Annotated in this window: 16 protein-coding genes; 11 read left to right on the forward strand and 5 right to left on the reverse strand. The window is 67.3% G+C overall.

What is annotated here, in order from left to right; translation table 11 throughout:
* Positions 1-130 precede the first annotated feature (130 nt).
* Positions 131-7,678, forward strand: coding sequence for an autotransporter-associated beta strand repeat-containing protein (locus AC3WOB_RS29570; protein ID WP_492276984.1), 7,548 nt, complete (start codon positions 131-133; stop codon positions 7,676-7,678).
* A 132-nt stretch (positions 7,679-7,810) separates the two neighbouring features.
* Here the strand turns inward: AC3WOB_RS29570 and AC3WOB_RS29575 are convergent, their stop codons facing one another.
* Positions 7,811-8,407, reverse strand: coding sequence for a short chain dehydrogenase (locus tag AC3WOB_RS29575; RefSeq protein WP_492276985.1), 597 nt, complete (start codon positions 8,405-8,407; stop codon positions 7,811-7,813).
* A gap of 129 nt (positions 8,408-8,536) precedes the next feature.
* Here AC3WOB_RS29575 and AC3WOB_RS29580 point away from each other — a divergent pair, with 129 nt between their 5' ends.
* The gene (locus AC3WOB_RS29580) at positions 8,537-9,430 is read left to right on the forward strand and encodes a LysR family transcriptional regulator (RefSeq protein ID WP_492276986.1); all 894 of its coding nucleotides are present in this window, start codon (positions 8,537-8,539) and stop codon (positions 9,428-9,430) included.
* 30 nt (positions 9,431-9,460) lie between these two features.
* Here the strand turns inward: AC3WOB_RS29580 and gcvA are convergent, their stop codons facing one another.
* On the reverse strand, positions 9,461-10,396 hold the full coding sequence (gene gcvA, locus AC3WOB_RS29585) for a transcriptional regulator GcvA (RefSeq protein ID WP_492276987.1): 936 nt from the start codon (positions 10,394-10,396) through the stop codon (positions 9,461-9,463).
* Positions 10,397-10,558: 162 nt separating this feature from the next.
* Here gcvA and AC3WOB_RS29590 point away from each other — a divergent pair, with 162 nt between their 5' ends.
* The 7 genes from AC3WOB_RS29590 (at position 10,559) to AC3WOB_RS29620 (ending at position 16,513) form a co-directional block, all read left to right on the forward strand.
* The gene (locus tag AC3WOB_RS29590; protein WP_492276988.1) at positions 10,559-11,233 is read left to right on the forward strand and encodes a cupin domain-containing protein; all 675 of its coding nucleotides are present in this window, start codon (positions 10,559-10,561) and stop codon (positions 11,231-11,233) included.
* A complete protein-coding gene (locus AC3WOB_RS29595; RefSeq protein WP_492276989.1) occupies positions 11,230-11,673 on the forward strand; it encodes an NAD(P)-binding protein in 444 nt (147 codons plus the stop codon). Before AC3WOB_RS29590 ends, AC3WOB_RS29595 begins: the two co-directional genes overlap by 4 nt.
* On the forward strand, positions 11,624-12,334 hold the full coding sequence (locus AC3WOB_RS29600) for an FAD-dependent oxidoreductase (RefSeq protein WP_492276990.1): 711 nt from the start codon (positions 11,624-11,626) through the stop codon (positions 12,332-12,334). The genes AC3WOB_RS29595 and AC3WOB_RS29600 overlap by 50 nt, the downstream gene beginning before the upstream one ends.
* Complete coding sequence (locus tag AC3WOB_RS29605; protein WP_492276991.1) at positions 12,334-13,386, forward strand: alcohol dehydrogenase catalytic domain-containing protein; 1,053 nt, start codon at positions 12,334-12,336, stop codon at positions 13,384-13,386. The genes AC3WOB_RS29600 and AC3WOB_RS29605 overlap by 1 nt, the downstream gene beginning before the upstream one ends.
* A 25-nt stretch (positions 13,387-13,411) precedes the next feature.
* A complete protein-coding gene (locus AC3WOB_RS29610; protein WP_013394299.1) occupies positions 13,412-14,635 on the forward strand; it encodes an MFS transporter in 1,224 nt (407 codons plus the stop codon).
* Positions 14,636-14,692: 57 nt separating this feature from the next.
* On the forward strand, positions 14,693-15,721 hold the full coding sequence (locus tag AC3WOB_RS29615; protein ID WP_013394300.1) for a MerR family transcriptional regulator: 1,029 nt from the start codon (positions 14,693-14,695) through the stop codon (positions 15,719-15,721).
* 105 nt (positions 15,722-15,826) lie between these two features.
* A complete protein-coding gene (locus AC3WOB_RS29620) occupies positions 15,827-16,513 on the forward strand; it encodes a GntR family transcriptional regulator (protein ID WP_492276992.1) in 687 nt (228 codons plus the stop codon).
* 58 nt (positions 16,514-16,571) lie between these two features.
* Here the strand turns inward: AC3WOB_RS29620 and AC3WOB_RS29625 are convergent, their stop codons facing one another.
* Positions 16,572-17,459, reverse strand: a complete 888-nt coding sequence (locus AC3WOB_RS29625; RefSeq protein ID WP_492276993.1) for a LysR family transcriptional regulator — start codon at positions 17,457-17,459, stop codon at positions 16,572-16,574.
* Between the two features lie 154 nt (positions 17,460-17,613).
* Here AC3WOB_RS29625 and AC3WOB_RS29630 point away from each other — a divergent pair, with 154 nt between their 5' ends.
* A complete protein-coding gene (locus AC3WOB_RS29630) occupies positions 17,614-19,125 on the forward strand; it encodes an MFS transporter (protein ID WP_492276994.1) in 1,512 nt (503 codons plus the stop codon).
* Positions 19,126-19,158: 33 nt separating this feature from the next.
* Here the strand turns inward: AC3WOB_RS29630 and AC3WOB_RS29635 are convergent, their stop codons facing one another.
* Positions 19,159-20,442, reverse strand: a complete 1,284-nt coding sequence (locus AC3WOB_RS29635) for a cystathionine gamma-synthase family protein (RefSeq protein WP_492276995.1) — start codon at positions 20,440-20,442, stop codon at positions 19,159-19,161.
* Between the two features lie 190 nt (positions 20,443-20,632).
* Here AC3WOB_RS29635 and AC3WOB_RS29640 point away from each other — a divergent pair, with 190 nt between their 5' ends.
* Positions 20,633-21,112, forward strand: coding sequence for an Lrp/AsnC family transcriptional regulator (locus tag AC3WOB_RS29640; RefSeq protein ID WP_080551142.1), 480 nt, complete (start codon positions 20,633-20,635; stop codon positions 21,110-21,112).
* Positions 21,113-21,161: 49 nt separating this feature from the next.
* Here the strand turns inward: AC3WOB_RS29640 and AC3WOB_RS29645 are convergent, their stop codons facing one another.
* A complete protein-coding gene (locus AC3WOB_RS29645) occupies positions 21,162-22,175 on the reverse strand; it encodes a response regulator (protein ID WP_013394306.1) in 1,014 nt (337 codons plus the stop codon).
* Between the last annotated feature and the right edge of the window lie 12 nt (positions 22,176-22,187).

A 22,187-nucleotide genomic window follows, 5' to 3' on the forward strand; every position in this document is an offset into this window, starting at 1 on the left:
AACGGTTGCCTCGCCTGTTGCTGCCCTTGGCCCGCTGAGCGACCTACCACCAAGACGCATTTAGTTTCATTTAAATCAATCAACGTCCAATCCTGCCGGCCCGGCTTTGGTGTCGGCATAGAAGAGATCAATGAATCACGTCTATCGAGTAGTCTTCAACGCCGCCGCCGGCGTGTGGCAGGCCGTCAGTGAAATCGCCCGCGGGCCGGCAAAAAGCAGCAGCCCTGCCCGGCGCCTGCGCCGTAGCGCCGCGCAACTGACGGGCGCAGTGGGCATTGCACTGGTCGCCACGGGCGCGCAAGCCGCGGGTGGGAATCCGCCGCTGCATTGGGATGGCAGTCATTCCGTCGCGAACGGCACGGTGGATGGCGCCTCGGGGATCTGGGATTACGCCAATACCAACTGGACCTCCAGCGACGGGTCGGACAACCAAGCCTGGACCGGCGGCGACGCGGTGTTCGAAGGCGCAACTGGCACCGTGGCGGTCGGCGGCCAGCACAGCGTCAGCGGCATGACATTCCGCACCGATGGCTACAGGCTCGTGGGCGGCGCCAATGGCCAGCTGAACACCAGCGGCGGCATGGTTATCACGGTCAACCCAGCCGTGACCGCCACCTTGGGCGTGGCGATCGGCGGCAGCGGTTCGTTGATCAAGTCCGACTCGGGCACGCTGGTGCTGAACGGCGACAACAGCTACAGCGGCGCGACACATCTCAGCGCAGGCCGTCTGGTGGTAGGTAGCAATACGGCTCTGGGTACTGGAGACCTGCTCGCCTTCCCCAGCACCGTGCTCGATGCCAACAGGCAGGTGGCCCTGAATAACAACGTGCAATTGGTGATAGGTGGATTGGAGATAGGCGGAAGCGCCGACCTCACCTTGAACGGTACGGTTGGCGGCCCAGGCTGGCTGATCAAGAACGGCGCGGCCAACCTTACCCTGAACGGGACCAATAGCTACCTGGGAGGCGTCACGCTGAACGCCGGCACCTTGACGGTGGGCAACAATCAAGCCTTGGGCGGCGGCGCCCTGACCGTTGGCGGCAACTCGACCCTGACGGCCAACCAGGCTACCTCCCTGGTCAACCCCATCGCACTGAACGCCAACCTGGCGGTGACCGGCGACAATGACCTGAGCCTGAATGGCTCGATTTCTGGCCCCGGCCAATTGGTGAAATCCGGCAACGGCACGCTCAGCCTGGGCGGCGTCAACACCTCCTCCGGTGGTGTCGCCCTCAGCGGCGGCACCTTGGAGCTCAAACACGGTAGCGGGCTGGGAACTGGGATGCTGGTCACCAGCGGCACCGCCACCCTCAAGAATTCCCTACAGGGCGCCGCCCTGACGATCCCCATCAGCGTCCATGGCGACCTGACCGTGGACACGCCGCAATCGCTGCTGCTGGCCGGCCCTTTGAGCGGCACCGGCAAGCTGACCAAGACCGGTGCGGATGCATTGATATTTCATGCCAATAGTTCCTACGGCGGCAGTTTCGATATCGCCCAAGGTGTCGTCACTTTCAACACCAACACCTCTTTGGGGTCCCCTTCCTCCGTCAACCTGGCCACGGGCACCACCCTGAACCTGCCCGGCAACACCAGCATAGGCTCCCTGACCGGTGCAGGCATCACGAACGTCGGCCCGGGCAGGCTAAACCTAGGCGGCAACAACCTCGACAGCGTGTACGCCGGTCAATTCGTCGGCCTAGGCACACTGAACAAGGTCGGCACCGGCACGCTGGAACTTGCCGGCAGCAGCGACATGGTCGGCTTCAGCCAGGTCAGCGGCGGGACCCTGCAGGTCACCGGTGTATTCAATGGCGCCGGCGTGGCGGTGGGCAACGGCGCGACCCTGACCGGCAGCGGCACAGTCAGCGGCCAGGCGAACATCGCCAACGGCGGTCACCTGGCGGGCGCCAGCGGCAGCACGCTGAACCTCGGCAGTCTCGTCCTGTCGCAGACCTCCAACATCGATGTGACGCTGGGTACTCCCATCACGGGAGGTACGTCGCTCTTCACCGTCGGCGGTTCTCTGACCCTGGACGGCACCCTGAACATCACCGACGCCGGCGGCCTCGGGGATGGCGTGTACCGCCTGTTCACGTACGGCGGCACCCTGACCAACAACGTCCTCGCCTACGGCACCTTGCCGGGCACATGGACCGTAGGCGAACTGAATCTGCAGACCGCGACAGGCAATGAGGTCAATCTGCTGGTCAGCTCGCCGAACCAGCGCACCCTGTTCTGGGACGGCAACATGGTGGTGCCCAACGGTGTTGTCGAAGGCGGCACCGGCGTATGGAGCGCCGGCGCCACCAATTGGACCAATTTCGACGGCACGATCAATAGCAACTGGACCAGCCAGTTCGCCGTCTTCCAAGGCAACACCGGCGTCGTGCTGGTGCAGGGCGAACATACCGTCAACGGCATGCAGTTCATGACCGATGGCTACAACCTGGTGACAGGCGCCGGCGGCAGGCTCAATGCGGTCAACCGCGATGGCGGCAAGTTCGCCGTGCGGGTCGATCCGGGCGTCACTGCGGCGATCAACGTGGACATCAATGGCACCGGCACCCTGCAGAAGCTGGACCAGGGCACGCTGGTGCTCAATGGCAACAATGGCTATCAGGGCGGCACCTTGCTGGCAGGCGGCACGCTCGTGGCCGGCAGCAACAACGCGCTGGGCACGGCGACCCTGACCGCTACAGGTGGCACCACGCTGGGCAACAACAAGGTGCTTACGCTGACCAACGGGATCGTTGTCGAAGGCCAGTTGAACCTGGGCGGCATCCATGACCTGACCCTGAACGGCGACATCGCCGGCAACAGCGGCGGCCTGAACAAGAACGGCAGCGGCACCCTGACCCTGGGCGGCAACAACGCCTTTGGCGGCACGATGGCGCTGAGCGCCGGCAGGCTGGTGCTGGCCTCCGGCAATCCGCTGGGTAACAGCATCTTGAACACCTTCTCCGGCACGCAGCTGGACAACAGCGTGGCATTGAGCCTGAACAACACGGTCAACCTGGCTGGCGACCTGAACCTCGTCGGCAACCAGGACCTCACTTTGAGCGGCCTGGTCAACGGCACAGGCGGCCTGACCAAGCGCGGCACGGGCAAGCTGACCTTGAACGGCGCCAACTCTTTCCAGGGCGGTGTCGACCTGACCGGCGGCAACCTGGCCGTGGGCCACGATGCCGCGCTCGGCGAGGGCACGCTGACCGTGCGCAACGCGGGAACCCTGGAAGCCAGCCGCGCGGTGACCCTGGCCAACAACGTGCAACTGAGCGCCTCCCTGGCGCTGGACGGCAGCAATGATTTCACCCTGAACGGGGTGATCAACGGTTCCACCGAGCTGGTCAAGAACGGCGCCGGCCGACTCACCCTCAATGGCGATAACCGCCATAGCGGCGGCACCACGGTCAATGACGGCAACTTGAGCCTGGGCAATGCCGCGGCGCTGGGCACCGGCATGCTGACTGTCACGGGCAACACGCAACTGGATACCGCCGGCCCGATGCGCCTGGGCAATACCGTCAACGTCGATGGCGCGCTCACGGTGGCGGGCAACAACAGCCTGATCCTGGATGGACAGCTCAACGGCAACGGCACGCTGCGCAAGTTCGGCACGGACGACCTCTCGCTTACCAGCAGCGCCAACACCTTCAGCGGCATGATCGATCTGCAAGACGGTAGCCTGACCACCGCGGGCAACAACGCGCTGGGCCAGAATGCCACCGCGAACGTGGCAGCCGGCGCCAATCTGTTCATCACCAATCTGGCTCGTCTGGCCAGCCTGAACGGCAATGGCACCGTGACGGTCTCGAATGGGAACAACCTGACCATCGGCGCCAACGGGGCCAACAGCAACTTCGGCGGCCAGCTCAACGGTATGGGTAGGTTGACCAAGCTCGGCACGGGATCGCTAACCCTTTCCGGCGTCAACGGCCTCACGGGCATGACCTCCGTCGACGCCGGCAGCCTGCGGGTCGACGGCTCGCTGGCCAGCACAGAGATATACGTCAACAACGGCGCCAGCCTGGGCGGAGCCGGCAGCATCGCCGGCGACGTGACGGTCATGGGCGGCGCCAGCCTTAACGCAGTGGGCGGCAACACCCTGTCGGTCGGCAGCCTGAAGCTCTACGGCAACTCCACGCTGAATGCCAGCCTGGGCGCCCCCGCCCTCGGCGGCGGCGCTGCCTTGGTGAACGTAGCCGGCGACCTGACCCTGGGCGGCACGCTCAATGTCAGCGACATCGGCGGCTTCGGCACCGGCGTGTACCGGCTCATGAACTATGGCGGCGACCTGTACGACAACGGCATGCGCTTCGGCAATATTCCCGGCAGCGTGCAAGCGGCCGACCTGACCTTGCAGACCGCCATCGCCAAGCAGGTCAACCTGCTGGTCGCCGCGCCCAACGTCACCGTGCAGTTCTGGGACGGCGCGCAAACCACCGGCAACGGCGTGATCGAAGGCGGCAGCGGCACCTGGGACGGCGCCAACGCCAACTGGACCGGCGTCGACGGCAACGGGAACCGGTCCTGGGCCGGCAAGTTCGCGGTCTTCCTGGGCGCTGCGGGGACGGTCACCGTCGCCGGCGCGCAAAGCACGACGGGCATGCAGTTCATGACCGATGGCTATGTTCTGAATCCCGGCTCGCTGGGTTCGCTCAACCTGGTCAACGGCGGTCAGGGCTATGCCGCGGTGCGCGTCGATCCCGGCGTGACCGCGACCATCAACGCCCCGCTCGTTGGCAGCGGCACGCTGGCCAAGGTTGACGCCGGCACCCTGGTGCTCAACGCGTCCAACGGCTACACCGGCGGCACGGCGCTCAACGGCGGCACGCTGGTGCTGGGCAACGACAAGGCGTTGGGCAACGGTCTGCTGACCGCTGCCAACGGCACCACGCTGGACAGCAACACGGCAGTCACCGTGCGCAACAAGATCGCGCTGAACGGCGCGCTGACGATCGCCGGTTCCAACGCCATGGACCTGAACGGCACCGTCGGCGGCGCCGGCGGCCTGATCAAGAACGGCGCGGCCAACCTGACCCTCAGCGGCGTCAACAGCTACGTCGGCGGCACCCTCCTGAACGCGGGCGGCCTGATCGTCGGCAACGGCGCTGCGCTCGGTTCCGGCACGCTGACGGTAGGCGGCGCAGCCACGCTGGACAACACCCAGGCGCTGGCGCTGGCGAACAACATTGCCCTGACCGCCGGCCTCGCCGTGCAAGGCAGCCACGACCTGACGCTCAACGGCAACATCTCGGGCGCGGGCAGCCTGACCAAGAACGGCGCCAGCACGCTGACGCTCAACGGCACCAACAGCTACACCGGCGGCACCTACGTCAACAGCGGCACGGTAGCGTTGGGCGCAGGCAGCAGCCTCGCCGCCACCGGCGTCGTGACCGTCGCCAGCGGCGCCACCTTCGACCTGTCGGCAGGCCAAGGCGCGCAGGTGTTCGGCACCCTGGCGGGCGCTGGCAACATCAAGATGGGAGCCAATTCGCTGTTGGCGGGCGGCTCGGCCGACGGCATCTTCAGCGGCTCGGTCAGCGGCACGGGCACCCTGGTCAAGCAGGGCTCGGGCACGCAGACCCTGACCGGCGCCAACAGCTATACCGGCGGCACGCTGGTCGCGGACGGCACGCTGCGCGCGGGCTCCACCACGGCATTTGTCCAAGGCACCGGCTATCAAGTGCTGACGGGCGCCGTGCTGGACCTCAACGGCAACGCGTTGCTGGCCAGCAGCCTGAGCGGCGGCGGCACCGTGGCGCTGGGCGGCGGACGCTTGACCGCGGACATCGCGGCGGGCAGTGCGTCCACCTACATGGGCATCGTCGTGGGCAGCGGCGACCTGGTCAAAACCGGCGCTGGCGCACTCGCACTGACCGGCGGCAGCGCCTTCACGGGCGGCGTGCAGCTCAAGCAAGGCAGCATCGCCCTGGGCCATGCGCAAGGCCTGGGTACGGGCACGCTGGCCATGGACGACGGCACCGTCATCAGCCTGATCGCCAACGGCATGACCATCGCCAACAACCTGGCCATGACGGGCACGAATGACCCGGTCATCGACACCGGCGCCAACACGGCCACCTGGGCCGGCGCCATCACGGGCGGCGGCTTCCTCACCAAACAGGGAACCGGCGCGCTGACCCTGACCAGCGCGGGCAATACCTACACCGGCGCGACCGACGTCGCGCAAGGCACGCTCAAGGCCGGCGCGGCCAACACGTTCAGCAGCGCCTCGGCCCACACCGTGGCCAGCGGTGCGGTGCTGGACCTGGCCGGCTACAGCCAGACCGTGGCCAGCCTGAACAACAGCGGCGCGATCAATCTCGCCGGCAGCGCGCCGGGCGCGGTGCTCAAGGTCACTGGACCTTATGTCGGCAACAACGGCAAGCTGGGCGTGTCCACCGTGCTGGGCGCGGACGGCAGCGCCACCGACAAGCTGCTGCTCAGCGGCACGACCGCCATCGCCAGCGGCAACACCACGGTGCAGATCACCAATGCCGGCGGCCTGGGCGCGCAGACCGGCAGCCAAGGCATCCAGGTCATCGCCACCGAGAACGGCGCCAGCCTGCAACCCGGCAGCTTCACCCTGGCGGGCAATCACATCGATGCCGGCGCCTACGAGTACCGCCTGACCCAGACGGCACAAGGCGCCGCGCTGCACTCGACCAACACCCAGGTGCCCCCCGGCCCCGGCGTGACTCCGACGCCCGCCTACCGTGAAGAAGTGCCGCTGCTGTCCTCCCTGCCCGCGCAACTGCGCCAGGCGGACATGGCGATGCTGGGCGACATGCGCAAGCGCATGGGCGACGACGCCGCCCAAGGCGCCATCGACCAGGATCCCAGCCACCGCGCCTGGGCCCGGGTGCTGCGCACGGCCCCCACAATCACGCAGCAAGGCACGGTCAACCCCGAGAGCAGCGGCCACCTGACCGGCTTCCAAGCCGGCGTGGACGTGTACACCAGCCGTAACCTCAGGGCCGGCCTGTACGTCGGCCAACTGGACGGCGACATGGGCGTGCGCGGCTTCTCCAGCGGCATGGAGCGCAAGTACGCTGGCTACAACAACCTGCGCGGCCGCTACGTGGGCCTGTACGGCACCTGGCAGCACGACTCGGGCCTGTACGCCGACGCCGTGATCCAGGGCGCCGACTACCGCAGCAGCCTGCGCACGGCCGACACCGGCGCCGGCGCCACCACCAAGGGCCACGGCTGGCTGGCCTCGCTCGAAGTGGGCAAGCCGATCGACCTGGGCAGCAGCTGGCAGCTCGAGCCGCAAGCTCAGATCATCTACCGTAAGCTCGACCTGGACGACACTACGATTAGCCTGGCCAAGGTGAAGAACGATGCGGACGACGACTGGACTCTGCGCCTGGGCGCCCGCGTCAAGGGCAGCTACAGCATCGGCGGCACCGTGCTGCAGCCCTTTGCGCGCGTCAATCTGTACAAGGCCAGCAACACCACCGACGTGGCCAGCTTCAGCGCGCCGGCCGGCACCACCGACATCCGCGCCAAGGGCGGCTATACCTCGACCGAACTGGCGGTCGGCGCCATGGTGCAGTTGACCAAGAACACCAGCCTCTACGGCGACGTGGGCAAGCTCTGGGCCAACAGCGGCGACAGCCGCGTCAAGAGCGGCGCGCAGGGCTCGATCGGCTTGAAGGTGCTCTGGTAAGCCTCGTCGCGTGGGCCGGGTAACCGGCCAGCGCCATAACCAAGCCCGCAGCGGTCCATCCGCTGCGGGCTTTCTTTCGGCATGACCCTGACAATACGAACCGCTATTGCCGCATCGAAAGTACCGGAGACCTCACCACACCCGGAACACCCGCCCCGTCTGCACGCCTTCCACGCTGCGGCTATAGGCCGACGCGACCCGGCTGGCAGGCGCGGATTCAAAGCCCGGGAAGTACGGGCCGTAGCTGTCCAGCGATTCCGTCAGGACCGTGGGGCTGACCGAATTGATGCGGATGCCGCGCAGCTCCACGGCGGCGCCGCGCACAAAGCCGTCGATCGCCATGTTCACCGCGGAGGCGTTGGCGCCGTAGCGGATGGGCTCATCGCTGACGATGCCGCTGGTGAGCGTGATGGAACCGCCCTCGTTGATGTAATGCTGGCCGATCAGCGCCAGGTCCACCTGGCCCAGCAGCTTGTCGTGCAGGCCGATCTTGAACTGCTCCGCCGTCATTTCCGCCAGCGGGCCGAAGTGCAGGCTGCCCGTGGTGGAGACAATGGCGTCGACCGTGCCCACGCGCTCGAACAGGGCGCGGATGCTGTCGCTCCGGGTTACGTCGACTTGATGTTCGCCACGGGATTTGCCGACGGCGATGATGTCGTGGCGTTGGCCCAGCTCTTGGGCGACCGCGCGGCCGACGGTGCCGGTGGCGCCGATCAGGATGATTTTCATGGAGGACTCCGATACATGTTGTGGGGTGCGCCCGCGGTACCGCCAGCGCCTGCATGCATTCTGGCCAAGGGCGCGTCCCGGAAAAATCCTAGAATGGTGGGTTCACTTCACACTCAGGGTGCGTAATCCATGGACCGCTTGCTCAGCATGGAAGTCTTCGTGGCGGTGGTCGAACAGGGCAGCCTGACGGCGGCGGCGGCCCGCCACGAGATGTCGCCCGCCATGGCAGCCAAGCACATCAAGGGCCTGGAAGCGCGCCTGGGCCTGAGGCTGATGAACCGCACCACGCGCCGCCAGAGCCTGACCGAAGCCGGCCAGGCCTATTTCGCGCGCTGCAAGGTGATCCTGTCGGACATCCGCGACGCGGAACAAGGCGCCGAGGCCATGCGCTCGGCGCCACGCGGCCATCTGCGCATCACCTCCACCGTGACCTTCGGCTCGTTCGCGCTGGCGCCCGCCATCGCCGAGTACCTGTCCGAGTACCCCGACGTCAGCGTCGACCTGGCGCTGAGCGATGCGGTCGAGGACGTGGTGGCCTCGCGCTACGACCTGGCGGTGCGCATCGGCGAACCCGCCGATTCCGGCCTGGTCGCGCGCAAGATCGGCCGCTATCAGATGATCATCTGCGCGGCGCCGGCCTATCTCGAACGCCATGGCACGCCCGAGACCGCCGGCGACCTGGCGCGCCATCAATGCCTGGATTTTTCCTACTGGAACCGGCGCACCGGCTGGCGCCTGAACGCGGACGAAGGCGGCGGCGCGGCCTACCCCGCCGGCCGCTTCGTGTCGAACAACGGCCAGGCGCTGCGGCAGGCGGCGCTGGCCGGATTCGGCATCGTGCTGCAGCCGGAACTGCTGCTGGCCGAAGACGTGCGCGCGGGCCGGCTGGTGCCGATCCTGCAGTCCGCGTGGCCCGCCGCCAGGCCGATCACGCTGCTGTATCCCAAGGACCGCAAGGCCCTGCCCAAGCTCACCACCTTCGTGGAGTTCATGGTGCGACGGTTCACCCGGTCAGCCAAGTAGGCGCGCAAGTCAGCGCTCGGCAAGCTGCCGTCAGGCTTGCGGCGCTGTTTGGCGGCAGGCGCCGGCCTCCTGGAACAACCAGTCGCGGAATGCCGCAAGCCTCGGCAACTCGCGGTCCTGCGGCCGATAGATGACGTAATAGGCAAGCGCCGACGCGACCTTCATCCGCGGAAACAAGCGCACCAGACGGCCCGCGGCCAGATCGTCATGCGTCATCACGCTGCGGGCCAGCGAGACACCGTGACCATCGATCGCGGCTTGCAGCACCGCGGCGGAATTGTTGATCTTCATGCCGCGCGCGGTGGACACCCCTTCCACGCCGGCTTTTTCCAGCCACATGGCCCAGGTCGGAAATCCCAGCTGCCCGTCCATCGACAGATCGTGGATCAGTGTCTCGCCCGCCAGATCCGCCGGCTGCTTCAGCGATTTCCGGCGCCGCAGCAGTTCCGGGGAACATACCGGGTAGACCTCCTCGTCCATCAGCTTCTCGGCCGCCAGGCCGGGCCATGAACCGGCGCCGTAGCGCACGCCGATATCGATCTGCTGTGCCACGAAATCGACGGGCTTGAGGTTGGTGTCCAGGCGCACATCGGTATCGGGCCAGGCCAGCTGGAAGCGTTCTATCCGGGGCAGCAGCCATTTGGCGGCGAACGCCGGACTTACCGCCACGGTCAGCATGCCGCTGAGGGAACCTTCCTTCAGGCGCTCCAGGCCCAGGGCCAGTTTGCCCAGCCCCGCCTGTATCTCGGGCAGCGCGCGTTCGGCCGCCGCCGTCGGGACCAGCCGTGCCTTGCCGCTGGCGCCGCGATGGAACAAGGGCGCGCCCAGCCATTGCTCGAGCGTGCGCACCAACTGGCCCACCGCGGCGGGCGTGACGTGCAGCTCGGCCGCGGCGGCGGAGAAACTCTGGTGGCGCGCGCTGGCCTCGAAGGCGCGCAACGCGTTGAGGTGTGCGATCGACTTCATGCGATAAAGATTTTCTTTTAATAGGAAGTAGTTTATCTGGTTTGCCGGCAAATGCGGACTGACCAAGAATACGCCCTGACGACCACAGTTCTGCCATCGAAAAAAGGTGCTGGAGCAAGCAAGCTTGCACATCACTTCAGAAACAGCTTTTCTACCAGCATCATGCTTATCAATGCCGATTTCTCGCTCAACGTCATCGTGACGCCTGACCAGCAACCCTGGGTGCCATCGCCGCAAAGCGGCGTAGAACGCGTGCTGCTGGACCGCATCGGCGGCGAGCAGGCGCGCGCCACCAGCATCGTGCGCTATGCGCCGGGCAGCCATTTTCCATGGCACGGGCATCCCGGCGGCGAAGAGATATTGGTGCTGTCGGGCGTCTTCTCCGATGCCGGCGGCGACTTTCCGGAAGGCTGGTATCTGCGCAACCCGCCCGGCTCCGGCCATGAGCCGTCCAGCAGAAACGGCGCCACCCTCTTCGTCAAGTTGCGGCAAATGCCGCCGGACGAGCAGTCCGCCGTGCGCGTCGACACGCGCGATCCCGCCGCCTGGCAGCGCGAGAACGACAGCGCGGTTTGCCCGCTCTACTCCTCGTCCGTCGAGCAGGTCCGCCTGCTGCGCCTGCCCGCCGATGCACCGCTGCTTGAGGCCGCGCCCGCTGGCGCGGAAGCGCTGGTGCTGGCGGGGTCGATTGCCGATGCGCACCGCTCGTACCCGCAAGGCAGTTGGCTGCGCCTGGCCCGCGGCGCTCAGACCGTGCTTTCGGCTGGCGCTGCGGGCGCGACCGTCTATCTGAAGACCGGCCATCTGCCGGATCCAAATGGCCGGAGCCTGTCATGACACCGCAAGCCGACACCGTCATCATCGGCGCAGGCCTGAGCGGTCTGTACGCCGCCTTTCTGTTGGAACGGCATGGCGCCGACTACCTGCTACTGGAGGGACGAGACATGCCCGGCGGCCGCATACTGGGCGCCGGGTCCTACGATCTGGGCCCCACCTGGTTCTGGCCTGCGATCCAACCCGAACTAGCCGCCATCGTCCGCGATCTCAGCCTGCCCTTCATCCCGCAGTACGAGGCGGGCGCCATGATGGTCGAACGTTCGGGACCGCCCGCGCGCATGCCGGGCTACCCCAGCTACCCGGCTTCCATGCGGCTGGCAGCAGGCATGAGCAGTCTGGCCGAGGCCCTGCGCGCGCCTCGATCCGGCGCGCATCAAGCTAAGCCATACCGTGACCCGGCTGCATGCCACCGGCCACGCCGTCGACGTGCATGCGCATGATCGCGAGGGGCGGACCCATATTGTTCGCGCCTCGCGCGTGCTGCTGGCCGTCCCGCCGCGCCTGGCGCACGCCCGTATCGCCTTCGATCCGCCGCTGCCGGCCGCATGGGCAGCGCAATGGCGCGACACGCCGACCTGGATGGCGCCGCACGCCAAGTACCTGGCCATCTACGGTGCGGCATTCTGGCGCGAGCAGGGCCTGTCCGGCGCAGCGCGCAGCGCCCGGGGGCCGCTCGCCGAGGTCCACGATGCCAGCACGGATCAAGGACCGGCCCTGTTCGGATTCCTGGGCGTGCCCGCCGCGGCGCGGCGCTCGGCAGGCCAGGACGAGCTGATGGCCCATTGCCGCGCGCAGCTCGCGCGGTTGTTCGGCCCCGAAGCGCTGACGCCGGTCCAGGAGCATTTCAAGGACTGGGCGCAAGATCCTCTGACCGCCACGCCCGCCGATGGCATCGACAACAGCGCGCACGCGGCAGCGCCCGACATAACCGTGGACGCCGGTCCATGGCAGGACCGTCTGGCCGGCATCGCCAGCGAATGGTCCGCCGCGTTCCCCGGCTATCTGGCTGGCGCGGTTGACGCTGCCGCCAGCGGCGTCCGATGGTTGCTGCACGGATCCGCAACCCCATCCCCCTCCACTCTCCCCGGAGACTCCGCCTGATGAAGACCCCCGCTGCCACCTATCGCGCGATCCAGAGTCCCGCGCCCGGCCAGCTTGAACTGGTGCAACGGCCCACGCCCCAACCCGGGCCCGGAGAAGTCCTGCTGCGCGTCGAAGCTTGCGGCGTCTGCGGCGCCGACGCCGCAGACATCGACAATCCCGCCTTGCAGCGGCCCCGCGTCCCAGGACATGAAGTCGTCGGCCGCATCACCGCCCTCGGTCCTGGCGCCGACATCAATTGGTCGATAGGCCAGCGCGTCGGCGTGGGCCGCCTGGGAGGTCATTGCAATGCCTGCCCGTCATGCCGCAAGGGCCTGTTCAATCTGTGCTCGAATCAACCGGTGATGGGCGCGACCCGGGACGGCGGCTATGCCGAGATGATGCTGGCCCTGGCGACCGGGCTGGTCTCCATCCCCGACGAACTGGACCCCGCGCACGCCGCCCCGATACTCTGCGCCGGCATCGCCACGTTCAACGCGCTGAGGAAATGCGGCGCGCAAGCCGGCGATCTCGTCGCCGTGCTGGGGATCGGCGGCCTGGGCCACATGGCGCTGCAATACGCGCGCCGCATGGGCTTGAAGGTCGTCGCCATCGGGCGAGGCGGCGACATAGCCGCTGACGCCTTGCGCCTGGGCGCGCACGTCTACATCGACACCCACGAAGAAGACGCCGCGCAGCGGCTCCAAGCCATGGGCGGCGCGCAGGCGCTGATCGCCACCGTCACCGACACGCAAGCCATCGCCGAGGCCATGCGCGGGCTGGCGCCGCAAGGCCGGACGATGCTGCTGGGCGTGGGCCGCACTCCGCTTGAGGTCGCGCCGGGCTTTCTGGTGGGCGGCGAACGCGTCATTGCCGGGTCCATGACCGGCACGCCCTGGGAAACTGAAAAAGCGCTGAATTTCAGCGTACTTGCAGAGGCGCTGCCCATGGTCGAGACTCTAGCCCTGGAACGCGCGCCCGATGCCTTGCAGCGCCTGAAGTCCGGCGATGCGAAGTTCCGGGTGGTCCTGACCATGGACGCCGTACAGCAAGTCACTACCGATACCAACTAAAACCGCAACCCTCGAGGAGACCCACTTGTCCGCATCAACACCGGCGCCATCGGCCGCGCCCAGCGCTGAACTCACGCCAGAGGCGCAGCGCGGCAACATCGCCCGGCTGACCATCGCCCAGGCGCTGGCCGGCGCCAACGCCGTGGTGGTCTACGCCACCGGCGCGATCGTCGGCGACATGCTGGCGCCGGACAAGGCGCTGGCGACCCTGCCGATTTCCATCTTCGTGGTCGGCATGGCCGCCTGCATCCTCCCCATGGGCGCCATCGCCCGCCGCTACGGCCGGCGGGCGGCCTTTCTTACCGGCACGGCCTGCGGCGTGCTGGTGGGCCTGCTGGCCGCCGCGGCCATCGTGCTCAGTTCGTTCTGGCTGTTCTGCCTGGGCACCTTCTTCGGCGGTGCCTACGCCGCGGTGGTGCTGTCGTTCCGCTTCGCCGCGGCCGACGGCGTGACCCCCGCGCGGCGCGCCCGCGCCCTGTCCTTCGTGATGGGCGGCGGCGTGCTGGCCGGCGTGGTCGGCCCGCAACTGGTCACGTACACCATGTACCTGTGGCCCGTCCATATGTTCGCGGCGACCTATCTCGTGCAGGCCGCGGTCGCGGCGATCTCGGCCCTGGTCCTGCTGGGCGTAAGCCTGCCCATGCCCAGCGCGGCCGAAGTCGCGGGCGGACGCCCCTTGGCGCTAATCGCGCGCCAGCCGCGCTTCATCACGGCGGTGATCTGCGGCGCGGTCACCTACATGCTGATGAACTTCCTGATGACGGCCGCGCCGCTGGCCATGCACATCTGCGGCCATACGCAGGAAAGCGCCAACCTGGGCCTGCAATGGCACGTCATCGCCATGTACGGCCCCAGCTTCTTCACCGGCCGGCTCATCACGCGCTTTGGCGCCGGACGCATCGTCACGGCCGGCCTGGTGCTTACCGGCCTGTCCGCGGCCATCGGCCTTACCGGGATCGACGTGGCCCATTTCTGGGTGACCTTGATCCTGCTGGGCCTGGGCTGGAATTTCGGTTTCGTGGGCGCGTCGGCGCTGGTGCTGGAATGCCATCGGCCCGAGGAGAAAACCAAGGTGCAATCCCTGAACGACTTCATCGTCTTCGGCACCATGGCGGTCGGCTCCTTCGCGTCGGGCGGCCTGCTGGCGGCCTACGATTGGGCGACCGTGCTGTGGGTGTCGTTCATCCCGCTGGCGATCGCCGCGATCGCGCTGCTGGCCGGCGCCGCGAAGGTTCGACAACAGGCTTGACCCTCACGTAACGTCATGTCCCAGAGTCCGTTACGCGCCATCAACAGGAGGAATGTCGTGCAACTGAAAGTAGGAGAACTGGCCAGGCGGAGCGGACTGACGGTCCGCACGCTGCACCACTATCACGCGATCGGCTTGCTCACGCCTTCGGCGCGCGCCGACAACGGCTATCGGCTGTATGGCCGCGACGACATCGCCCGGCTGCATCAAATCCAGGCGCTGCGCCGCTTCGGATTGCCGCTGGCCGAAATCGGCGCTTATCTGGACCAGCCCGACACTCCCTTGGACGAGATCATCGCCAAGCAGATCGCGATGCTCGATCGCCAGATCCAACAGGCCTCCCGGCTGCGCGAGCGTCTCGCCCAGCTGCAGGGCCAGTTGGCACAAGGCAGGGAACCGGAACTGGCCGATTGGCTAACCACTCTGGAACTCATGACCATGTACGACAAGTATTTCTCCCCCGACGAACTGGCCCGCCTGCCCATGTACCGCAGCAACCAGAATGCCGACCCCGCCTGGCTCGCGCTGATCCAGGAGGTGCAGGCGCAGATGGACGGCGGCGTCCCGCCCGAGCAAGCACAGCCGCGAGCGCTGGCCTTGCGCTGGATGACCCAGCTGCTGCGCGACACCAATCGCGACCCGCGCCTGCTGGTCAAGCTGAACCGGATGCACGAACGGGAGCCAGCGATGCAGGCGCACATCGGCATCTCGCCGGCCATGCGCGACTACGTGCTGCGCGCCTTCTCGGAAAGCAAGCTGCGGATCTATGAAAAGTATCTTGCGCCGGACGAGGCCCGGTACATGCGGCAGCACTATGACGACCGCATCGGCGAATGGCCCGAACTGATGGCCGACGTGCGCGACGCGCTCGACGCGGGCGCGGCGCCCGACTCCGCTACAGCGCTGGCGCTGGCCCGGCGCTGGCTGGATCTGTTTCGCAGCTACGCCGGCGACGACCCCGCCACCCAGGCGAAGTTCCGCCATGCGCTGATGAGCGAACCCGAGCTCACCGCCGGCACCTGGACCGACGACGCCACCCTGTCGTTCATGCGGCAGGCCATGGGCGCGCTGGCGGCGCGGCGCTAGGCGGCACGGTCTTCCAGGCCATATGGGCAGGCCGTCGTTCCCCGGCGGGCCTGCCCTTTTGCTAGACTGACCGGCCCGAGCCAGGCCTCACCCCCTTACCCCACCATGTCCCAGGAACCCCGCCCCGACCCCAGCGCCGACGATATCGCCAAGGAAATCTCGGCGGCCATCGTCGCGCACAAGCTGCCGCCGGGCACGCGGCTGCGCGAGGAGGCGCTGGCGGGGGTGTACCAGGTCAGCCGGACCAAGATCCGCGCCGCGCTGCTGATGCTGTCCAAGGACAAGCTGATCCATATCGTGCCGGACAAGGGCGCGTTCGTGAGCAAGCCGGACGCGAACGAGGCGCGCGAAGTCTATGCGGTGCGGCGCATCCTGGAAGCGGCCCTGGCGCGCGAATTCGTGGCGCGGGCCACGGCGGCCGACTATCGCCGCATCGACGCGCACCTGGCCGCGGAACGCCAGGCGCTGGCAGGCGGCGACGTGCAGGAGCGCAACCGGCTGCTCGGGCACTTCCACATCCTGCTGGCCGAGACCGTGGGCAATTCCGTGCTGACGGGGATGCTGCGCGAGCTGTCCGCGCGCAGCGCCGTCATCACCGTGCTGTACCAGAGTTCGCACGACGCCAGCTGCTCGTCGCAGGAGCATCACGCCTTCATCGAGGCCGCCCGCGCCGGCGACGCGGAGCGCGCCTGCGCGCTGATGGACGCCCATCTGGAACACGTGCAGACGGCGCTGAACTTCAAGAATGGCGGCCGGGCTGGCGGCGACCTGGTCAGCGCGCTGCTCAGCTGAAGCCAGGAAGGCCTGCGCCTGGCGTCCCGTCGTGCGGGCGCATCGACGAGACTGACCGCTAGCCCCGCCCCTGCGCCCCCGCCCGCAGCAACTGGCCCATACGTTGCTGCAGCCATAGTTCCGTTTCACTCAGGCTGCCGCCCCGCAGCCACAGCGTGCGCACCGACAGCATGGGCAGGAACAGGTCCGCGCAGCGCACGCTGACGAGTTCATTGCTGAAACCCTGGTATTCACCGATGTTCAGCGGCAGGATGGCCCAGCCCACGCCATTGGCCACCATGGCGGCGATGTTGTAGCTGCTGTCGGCCCGCCAGACCGAAGGGCTCAGCACCACCTGATCGACGCCGTCCATCTGCATCAGCAACTGGCGGTGCCGCGCCAGGTCGTTGCGCCCGACCTCGGGCAGCGCGGCCAGCGGATGGCCCTGGGCCACGAAGATGCCTTGCGCCACATTGCCCAGATGGCGGTGCGCGAAGGCGCTGCCGGGATCGCCGCGGTCGAACTGGAAGGCCAGGCTGGCGCGGCCCTGCTCCACGTAGTCCGCCACCTCCGTCGCGGTGCCGTTGAGCTGGGTCAGTTCCAGCGCCGGATAACGTTCGGCCAGTTCCTTGAGCAACTGGTCGGCCACCAGATAAGGCAGGCCTTCGTCCAGCGCGATGGCCAGGCGCGCTTCGCGCCCGCCGGCAAAGGACAAGGCGCGCTGCTCCAGCGCGCCGGCCTGCCGCAGCAGTTCCAGCGCTTCCTGCAGCATGACCTCGCCGGCGGCGGTCAGGGTGGCGTTGCGCCGCGACCGGTCGAACAGTTCCAGGCCCAGGTCAGCTTCCAGCAGACCCACCGCCGTACTGACCGCCGACTGCGCCCGGCCCAGCCGCCGCGCGGCCGCCGAGAACGATCCGGATTCGGCTGCGGCGACGAAATGGCGGAGCTGGTCCAGTGTCCATTGCACGTTTCGATCCCTCCCTTATCCATCTATTTTATAGATGATTCTTAACTTTTTTCCACCAATTACAAGATGGATAATCCCGTTCTCTGAGACCCGGCCATCCCGGCCCCGCCCGCGCACGTGGCGCGGCAGGCGTTTCAGTTTCAGGAGTAGAACCATGCAGCGGACTGAACCGAACGCTGTCGCCACGGCCGCGCCCGGCCGCTGGCTGGTGCTGGCCATCGTGTCCAGCGCCTTGCTGTTGATCGTGGTCGACATGACCGTCCTCTATACCGCCCTGCCCCGGCTGACGCATGAATTGCACGTCAACGCGTCGGAAAAGCTGTGGATCGTGAACATCTATGCGCTGGTCGTGTCCGGCCTGCTGCTGGGCATGGGCACGCTGGGCGACCGCCTGGGCCACAAGCGTCTGTTCATGGCGGGGCTGGTCGTGTTCGGCATCGCCTCGCTGGCGGCAGCCTATTCGCCCGGCGCCGCCACGCTGATCGCAGCGCGCGCGCTGCTGGCCGTGGGCGCGGCCATGATGATGCCGGCCACTCTGTCCATCCTGCGCCTGACCTTCGCCGATGAACGCGAGCGCGCCATTGCCATCGGCGTGTGGGCCTCGGTGGCCTCCGGCGGCGCCGCGGTCGGCCCGGTCGTGGGCGGCGTGCTGCTGGAGCATTTCTGGTGGGGGTCCGTGTTCCTCATCAACGTGCCCATCGTGCTGCTGGCCCTGCCGCTGGCCTGGCGCTATATCCCGGCCAGCCGCCCGGACGCCTCACGGCCCTGGGACCTGCTGGGCTCGCTGCAAGTGATGGCCGGCCTGATCCTGTGCGCCTACGCGCTGAAGGAACTGGGCAAGACCGACCCTTCCTGGCTGCATGCCGGCCTGGCGTGCGCGGCGGGCGCGGCCATGCTCGCCGTGTTCGTGCGGCGCCAGCGCGCGCGGCCCTATCCGCTGATCGACTTCGCCATCTTCCGCAACCTGAGCTTCAGCTCGGCGGTGGCGGCCGCGCTATTCGCCGCCGCAGCGCTGCTGGGCATGGAGCTGGTGTTCAGCCAGCGGCTGCAACTGGTCATGGGCATGTCGCCGCTGGAAGCCGCGCTCTTCATCCTGCCGCTGTCGCTGGCCGCCTTTATCGCCGGTCCGCTGGCGGGTTGGCTGCTGGGCCGCGTCAACAGCTCCACCATGCTGTTCGTGTCGCTGCTGGTCTCGGGCCTGGGCATGACCGGCTATCTGTTGAGCTACGACGCGGCGCTGCTGCCGCAGATGGTCAGCCTGTGCGTGCTGGGCGCGGGCATAGGCGCCACCATGACGGCGGCATCCAGCACCATCATGCAAAGCGCCACGCCCGAGCGCGCTGGCATGGCGGCCTCGATCGAAGAGGTCTCGTATGAGCTGGGTGGCGCCCTGGGCGTCACCCTGATGGGATCCATCCTGTCCGGCGTGTACGCGCACACGCTCGCGGTGCCGGCAGGTCTGCCGCAGTCCGATATGGCGCGCGACAGCCTGGATCAGGCGCTGATCGTGGCGGACGGGCTGTCGTCGGACCTGGGCATGGCACTGACCCGCCTGGCCAAGACCGCCTTCGACACCGGCTACGCTGCGGTCATCGCCACCGCGGCGGCGATGCTGCTGGTCACGGCCGGGTTCGTGCTCTTGAACCGCCGGCGCATGGCGGCTTGAGGGCAGGCCCGCGCCGCAGGCCTGCGGCACGCATCAGCAGTTGCGGAAGGCGTGGTCCATGTCGGCGATCAGGTCTTCCTCGTGTTCCAGCCCGATGGACACGCGGACCAGCCCTTCGGACACGCCGGCCGCATCGCGTTCGTCCGCCGGCACGCCGGAATGCGTGGTGGACGCCGGATGGCAGATCAGCGATTCGGTGCCGCCCAGGCTGACGGCCGACTTGAACAGGTGCAAGGCGTTGATGAAGCGGAACGCCTTGGCGCGCCCGCCGTCCAGCACGAAGGCGAAGGTCGAGCCCGGCCCGCTGCACTGGCGCTTGTAGACTTCCTGGTAGGCCCGGTCGGTGATCATCTCGGGATGGAAGATCCGCACCTTTTCATGCGGATTGCCCGACAGCCATTGGGCCACCTTGGTCGCCGTGCGCGCGGCCTGCTTCATGCGCAGCACCACCGTCTCCATCGAGCGCGTGATCATCCAGCAGGAATGCGGGTCCAGTTGCGAGCCGAAGGCGCTGCGGATGGCGCGCACCTTCTTGACCAGCGCCTTGCTGCCGGTGACGGCGCCCGCGACCAGATCGCTATGGCCGCCCACATACTTGGTCAGCGAATACACGCACATGTCCACGCCATGCTCGGCCGGCTTCTGGAAGATCGGACCCAGCAGCGTGTTGTCGCACACCGACACGGGACGGTAGCCGTGCCGCGTTTCGAAGGCGTCCAGCTCGTTCTTCATGGCCTCGAAATCGACCAGCGCATTGGTCGGATTGGCGGGCGTTTCGACAAAGAAAAGACGCACCGGCCCCTGGGCCGCCGCGGCCTCCAGCGCCGCACGCATGCCCTGGGCCGACAGGCCGTCCCCGATGGGGTGCGAGCCTATGCCCCACTCCGGAAAGATCTTGGAAATCAGGGTTTCGGTGCCGCCGTACAGCGGCACCGACTGCACCAGCTGGTCGCCGGGCCGCAGGAACGCCAGGAACACCGCGCTGATCGCCGACATGCCGCTGGAGGTCACGGCCGCATCTTCCGAACCGTCCAGCAGCGCCAGGCGATCTTCGACGATTTCCAGGTTGGGATGGTTGAAGCGGCTGTACACCAGCCCCGCCGACTCGCCCTGCGGCAAGGGCTTGCGGCCCGAGACCAGGTCGAAGAACGCCGCGCCATCCTCGGCCGAGCGGAAGGCGAAGGTGGACGTCAGGAACACCGGTGGCTTGACCGCGCCTTCCGATAGAAAGGGGTCGAAACCGTAGGACATCATCTGGGTTTCCGCATGCAGCGGGCGGCCGAAGATGTCCTTCTTGTGATAGCTGGAGTAACTCATGGTGTGCCTCTCTGTCTGGTTTCCGGGTGCCCGGACGGGCCGCCGGGCAGGCGCGTCACGCATGCGAAGACGATAGCGCCCCCCGCCTCGGGCTGCATGGAAGTATGGCGGCAGGCGCAGGCAAGATTCTTTCCATTTGCGTCGCCAGAAATGGATAATGGGAAACGATATTTCCTACTCCCCGGATTTCATGAAAGACACTGCCTTGTTACATCAACTTGACGCGATCGATTGGAAAATCATGAAAATCCTTCAAGAAGATGGCCGGCTCAGCAACGCCGAACTGGCCGAGCGCGTCTCGCTGTCGGCTTCGCCCTGCTGGAAACGCCTGAAGCGCCTGGAGTCGTCCGGCGCCATCCGCGGTTACCAGGCCGTGCTGGACCGCCGCGCGCTGGGTATCGGGGTGGTGGCCTTCGTCAGCATCTCGCTGGAGAACCACACGGAGAAGACCTGCCAGGCCTTCGAGGCCAGCGTGCTTGCCATGCCCGAGGTCCTGGCCTGCCACAACACCACCGGCCAGCACGACTATCTGCTGCACATCGTGGCGCGCGACTTCGATGCCTATTCGGAGTTCGTGCGCAGCCGCCTGCGCACCCTGCCCGGGGTCAAGGAGCTGCTGAGCACGCTGTCGATGCACGAGGTGAAGTCCTCGACCAGGCTGCACCTGTAAGGCGGCTGCCGCTTGCCTGGGGAGGTAATGGGGGCCGCCGGCCCCTTCGCTACATCACGCCGGGAACCACGCGATTGCGGCCCTGGCGCTTGGCTTGATAAAGGCCGCGGTCGGCCACCTGGATCAGGTCGGTGCAAGGCTGTTCGCCCTGGGGTACCGCCGTGGCCGTGCCGATGCTGACCGTCAGCCAGGGCCCGTCGCCGGTGTCCTTCTGCGGAATCTGCAAGGCTTCCACGGCGCGCCGCAGCTTCTCGGCGGCCAGCCGCGCGCTGCCCGCCGGCGTGCCGGGCAATACCAGTGCGAATTCCTCGCCGCCGAAACGCGCCGCCAGGTCGGTGGACCGGTCGCAGCTGGCGAAGATGGTGTTGGCCACCCGCTTGAGCGCCTCGTCGCCCGCGATGTGGCCGTAGGTGTCGTTGTAGGCCTTGAAGTGGTCCACGTCGATCATGAGCATGCTGATTTCGCGGCCGTCGCGGCGCGCGCGCTGCCATTCGGCGTTGAGGTATTCGTCGAAATAGCGGCGGTTGCCCAGGCCGGTCAGGCCGTCGGAGTTGGTCAGCCGGCGCAGTTCCATATTGCTTTCCAGCAACTGCTGCTGGCTCTGGCGCAAGGCCTGGTAGGCCTCGTCGCGCTGCACCAGCGCCAGGTAGGAGCGTGAGTGGTAGCGGATGCGCGCCACCAGTTCGATGGAGTCGGGCAGCTTCACCAGATAGTCGTTGGCGCCGGCGGCAAAGGCCGCGCTCTTGATTGCCGGGTCTTCCTTGGTGGACAGCACGATGATGGGGATGTCGCGCGTCACGGGATGGCCCCGATACTCCTGCACCAGGCTCAGTCCGTCCACGCCCGGCAGCACCAGGTCCTGCAGGATGACGGTGGGCCGGGTCTGGATCGCCACGGCCAGCGCCTTTTCGGGATCCGAGCAATAGTGGAAGTCGATATTGCCCTCCGTGGCCAATGCGCGCCTGATGGCCTCGCCGACCATTACCTGGTCGTCGACGAGCAACACCATGGCCGCATGCGAATTCAGGTTCGCCGAAGCCGAGCTGTCAATGGGAGGTTGCATAGTGAGTCCTTG

It is taken from the genome of Achromobacter sp. FW305-C-30-7 (assembly GCF_058783105.1).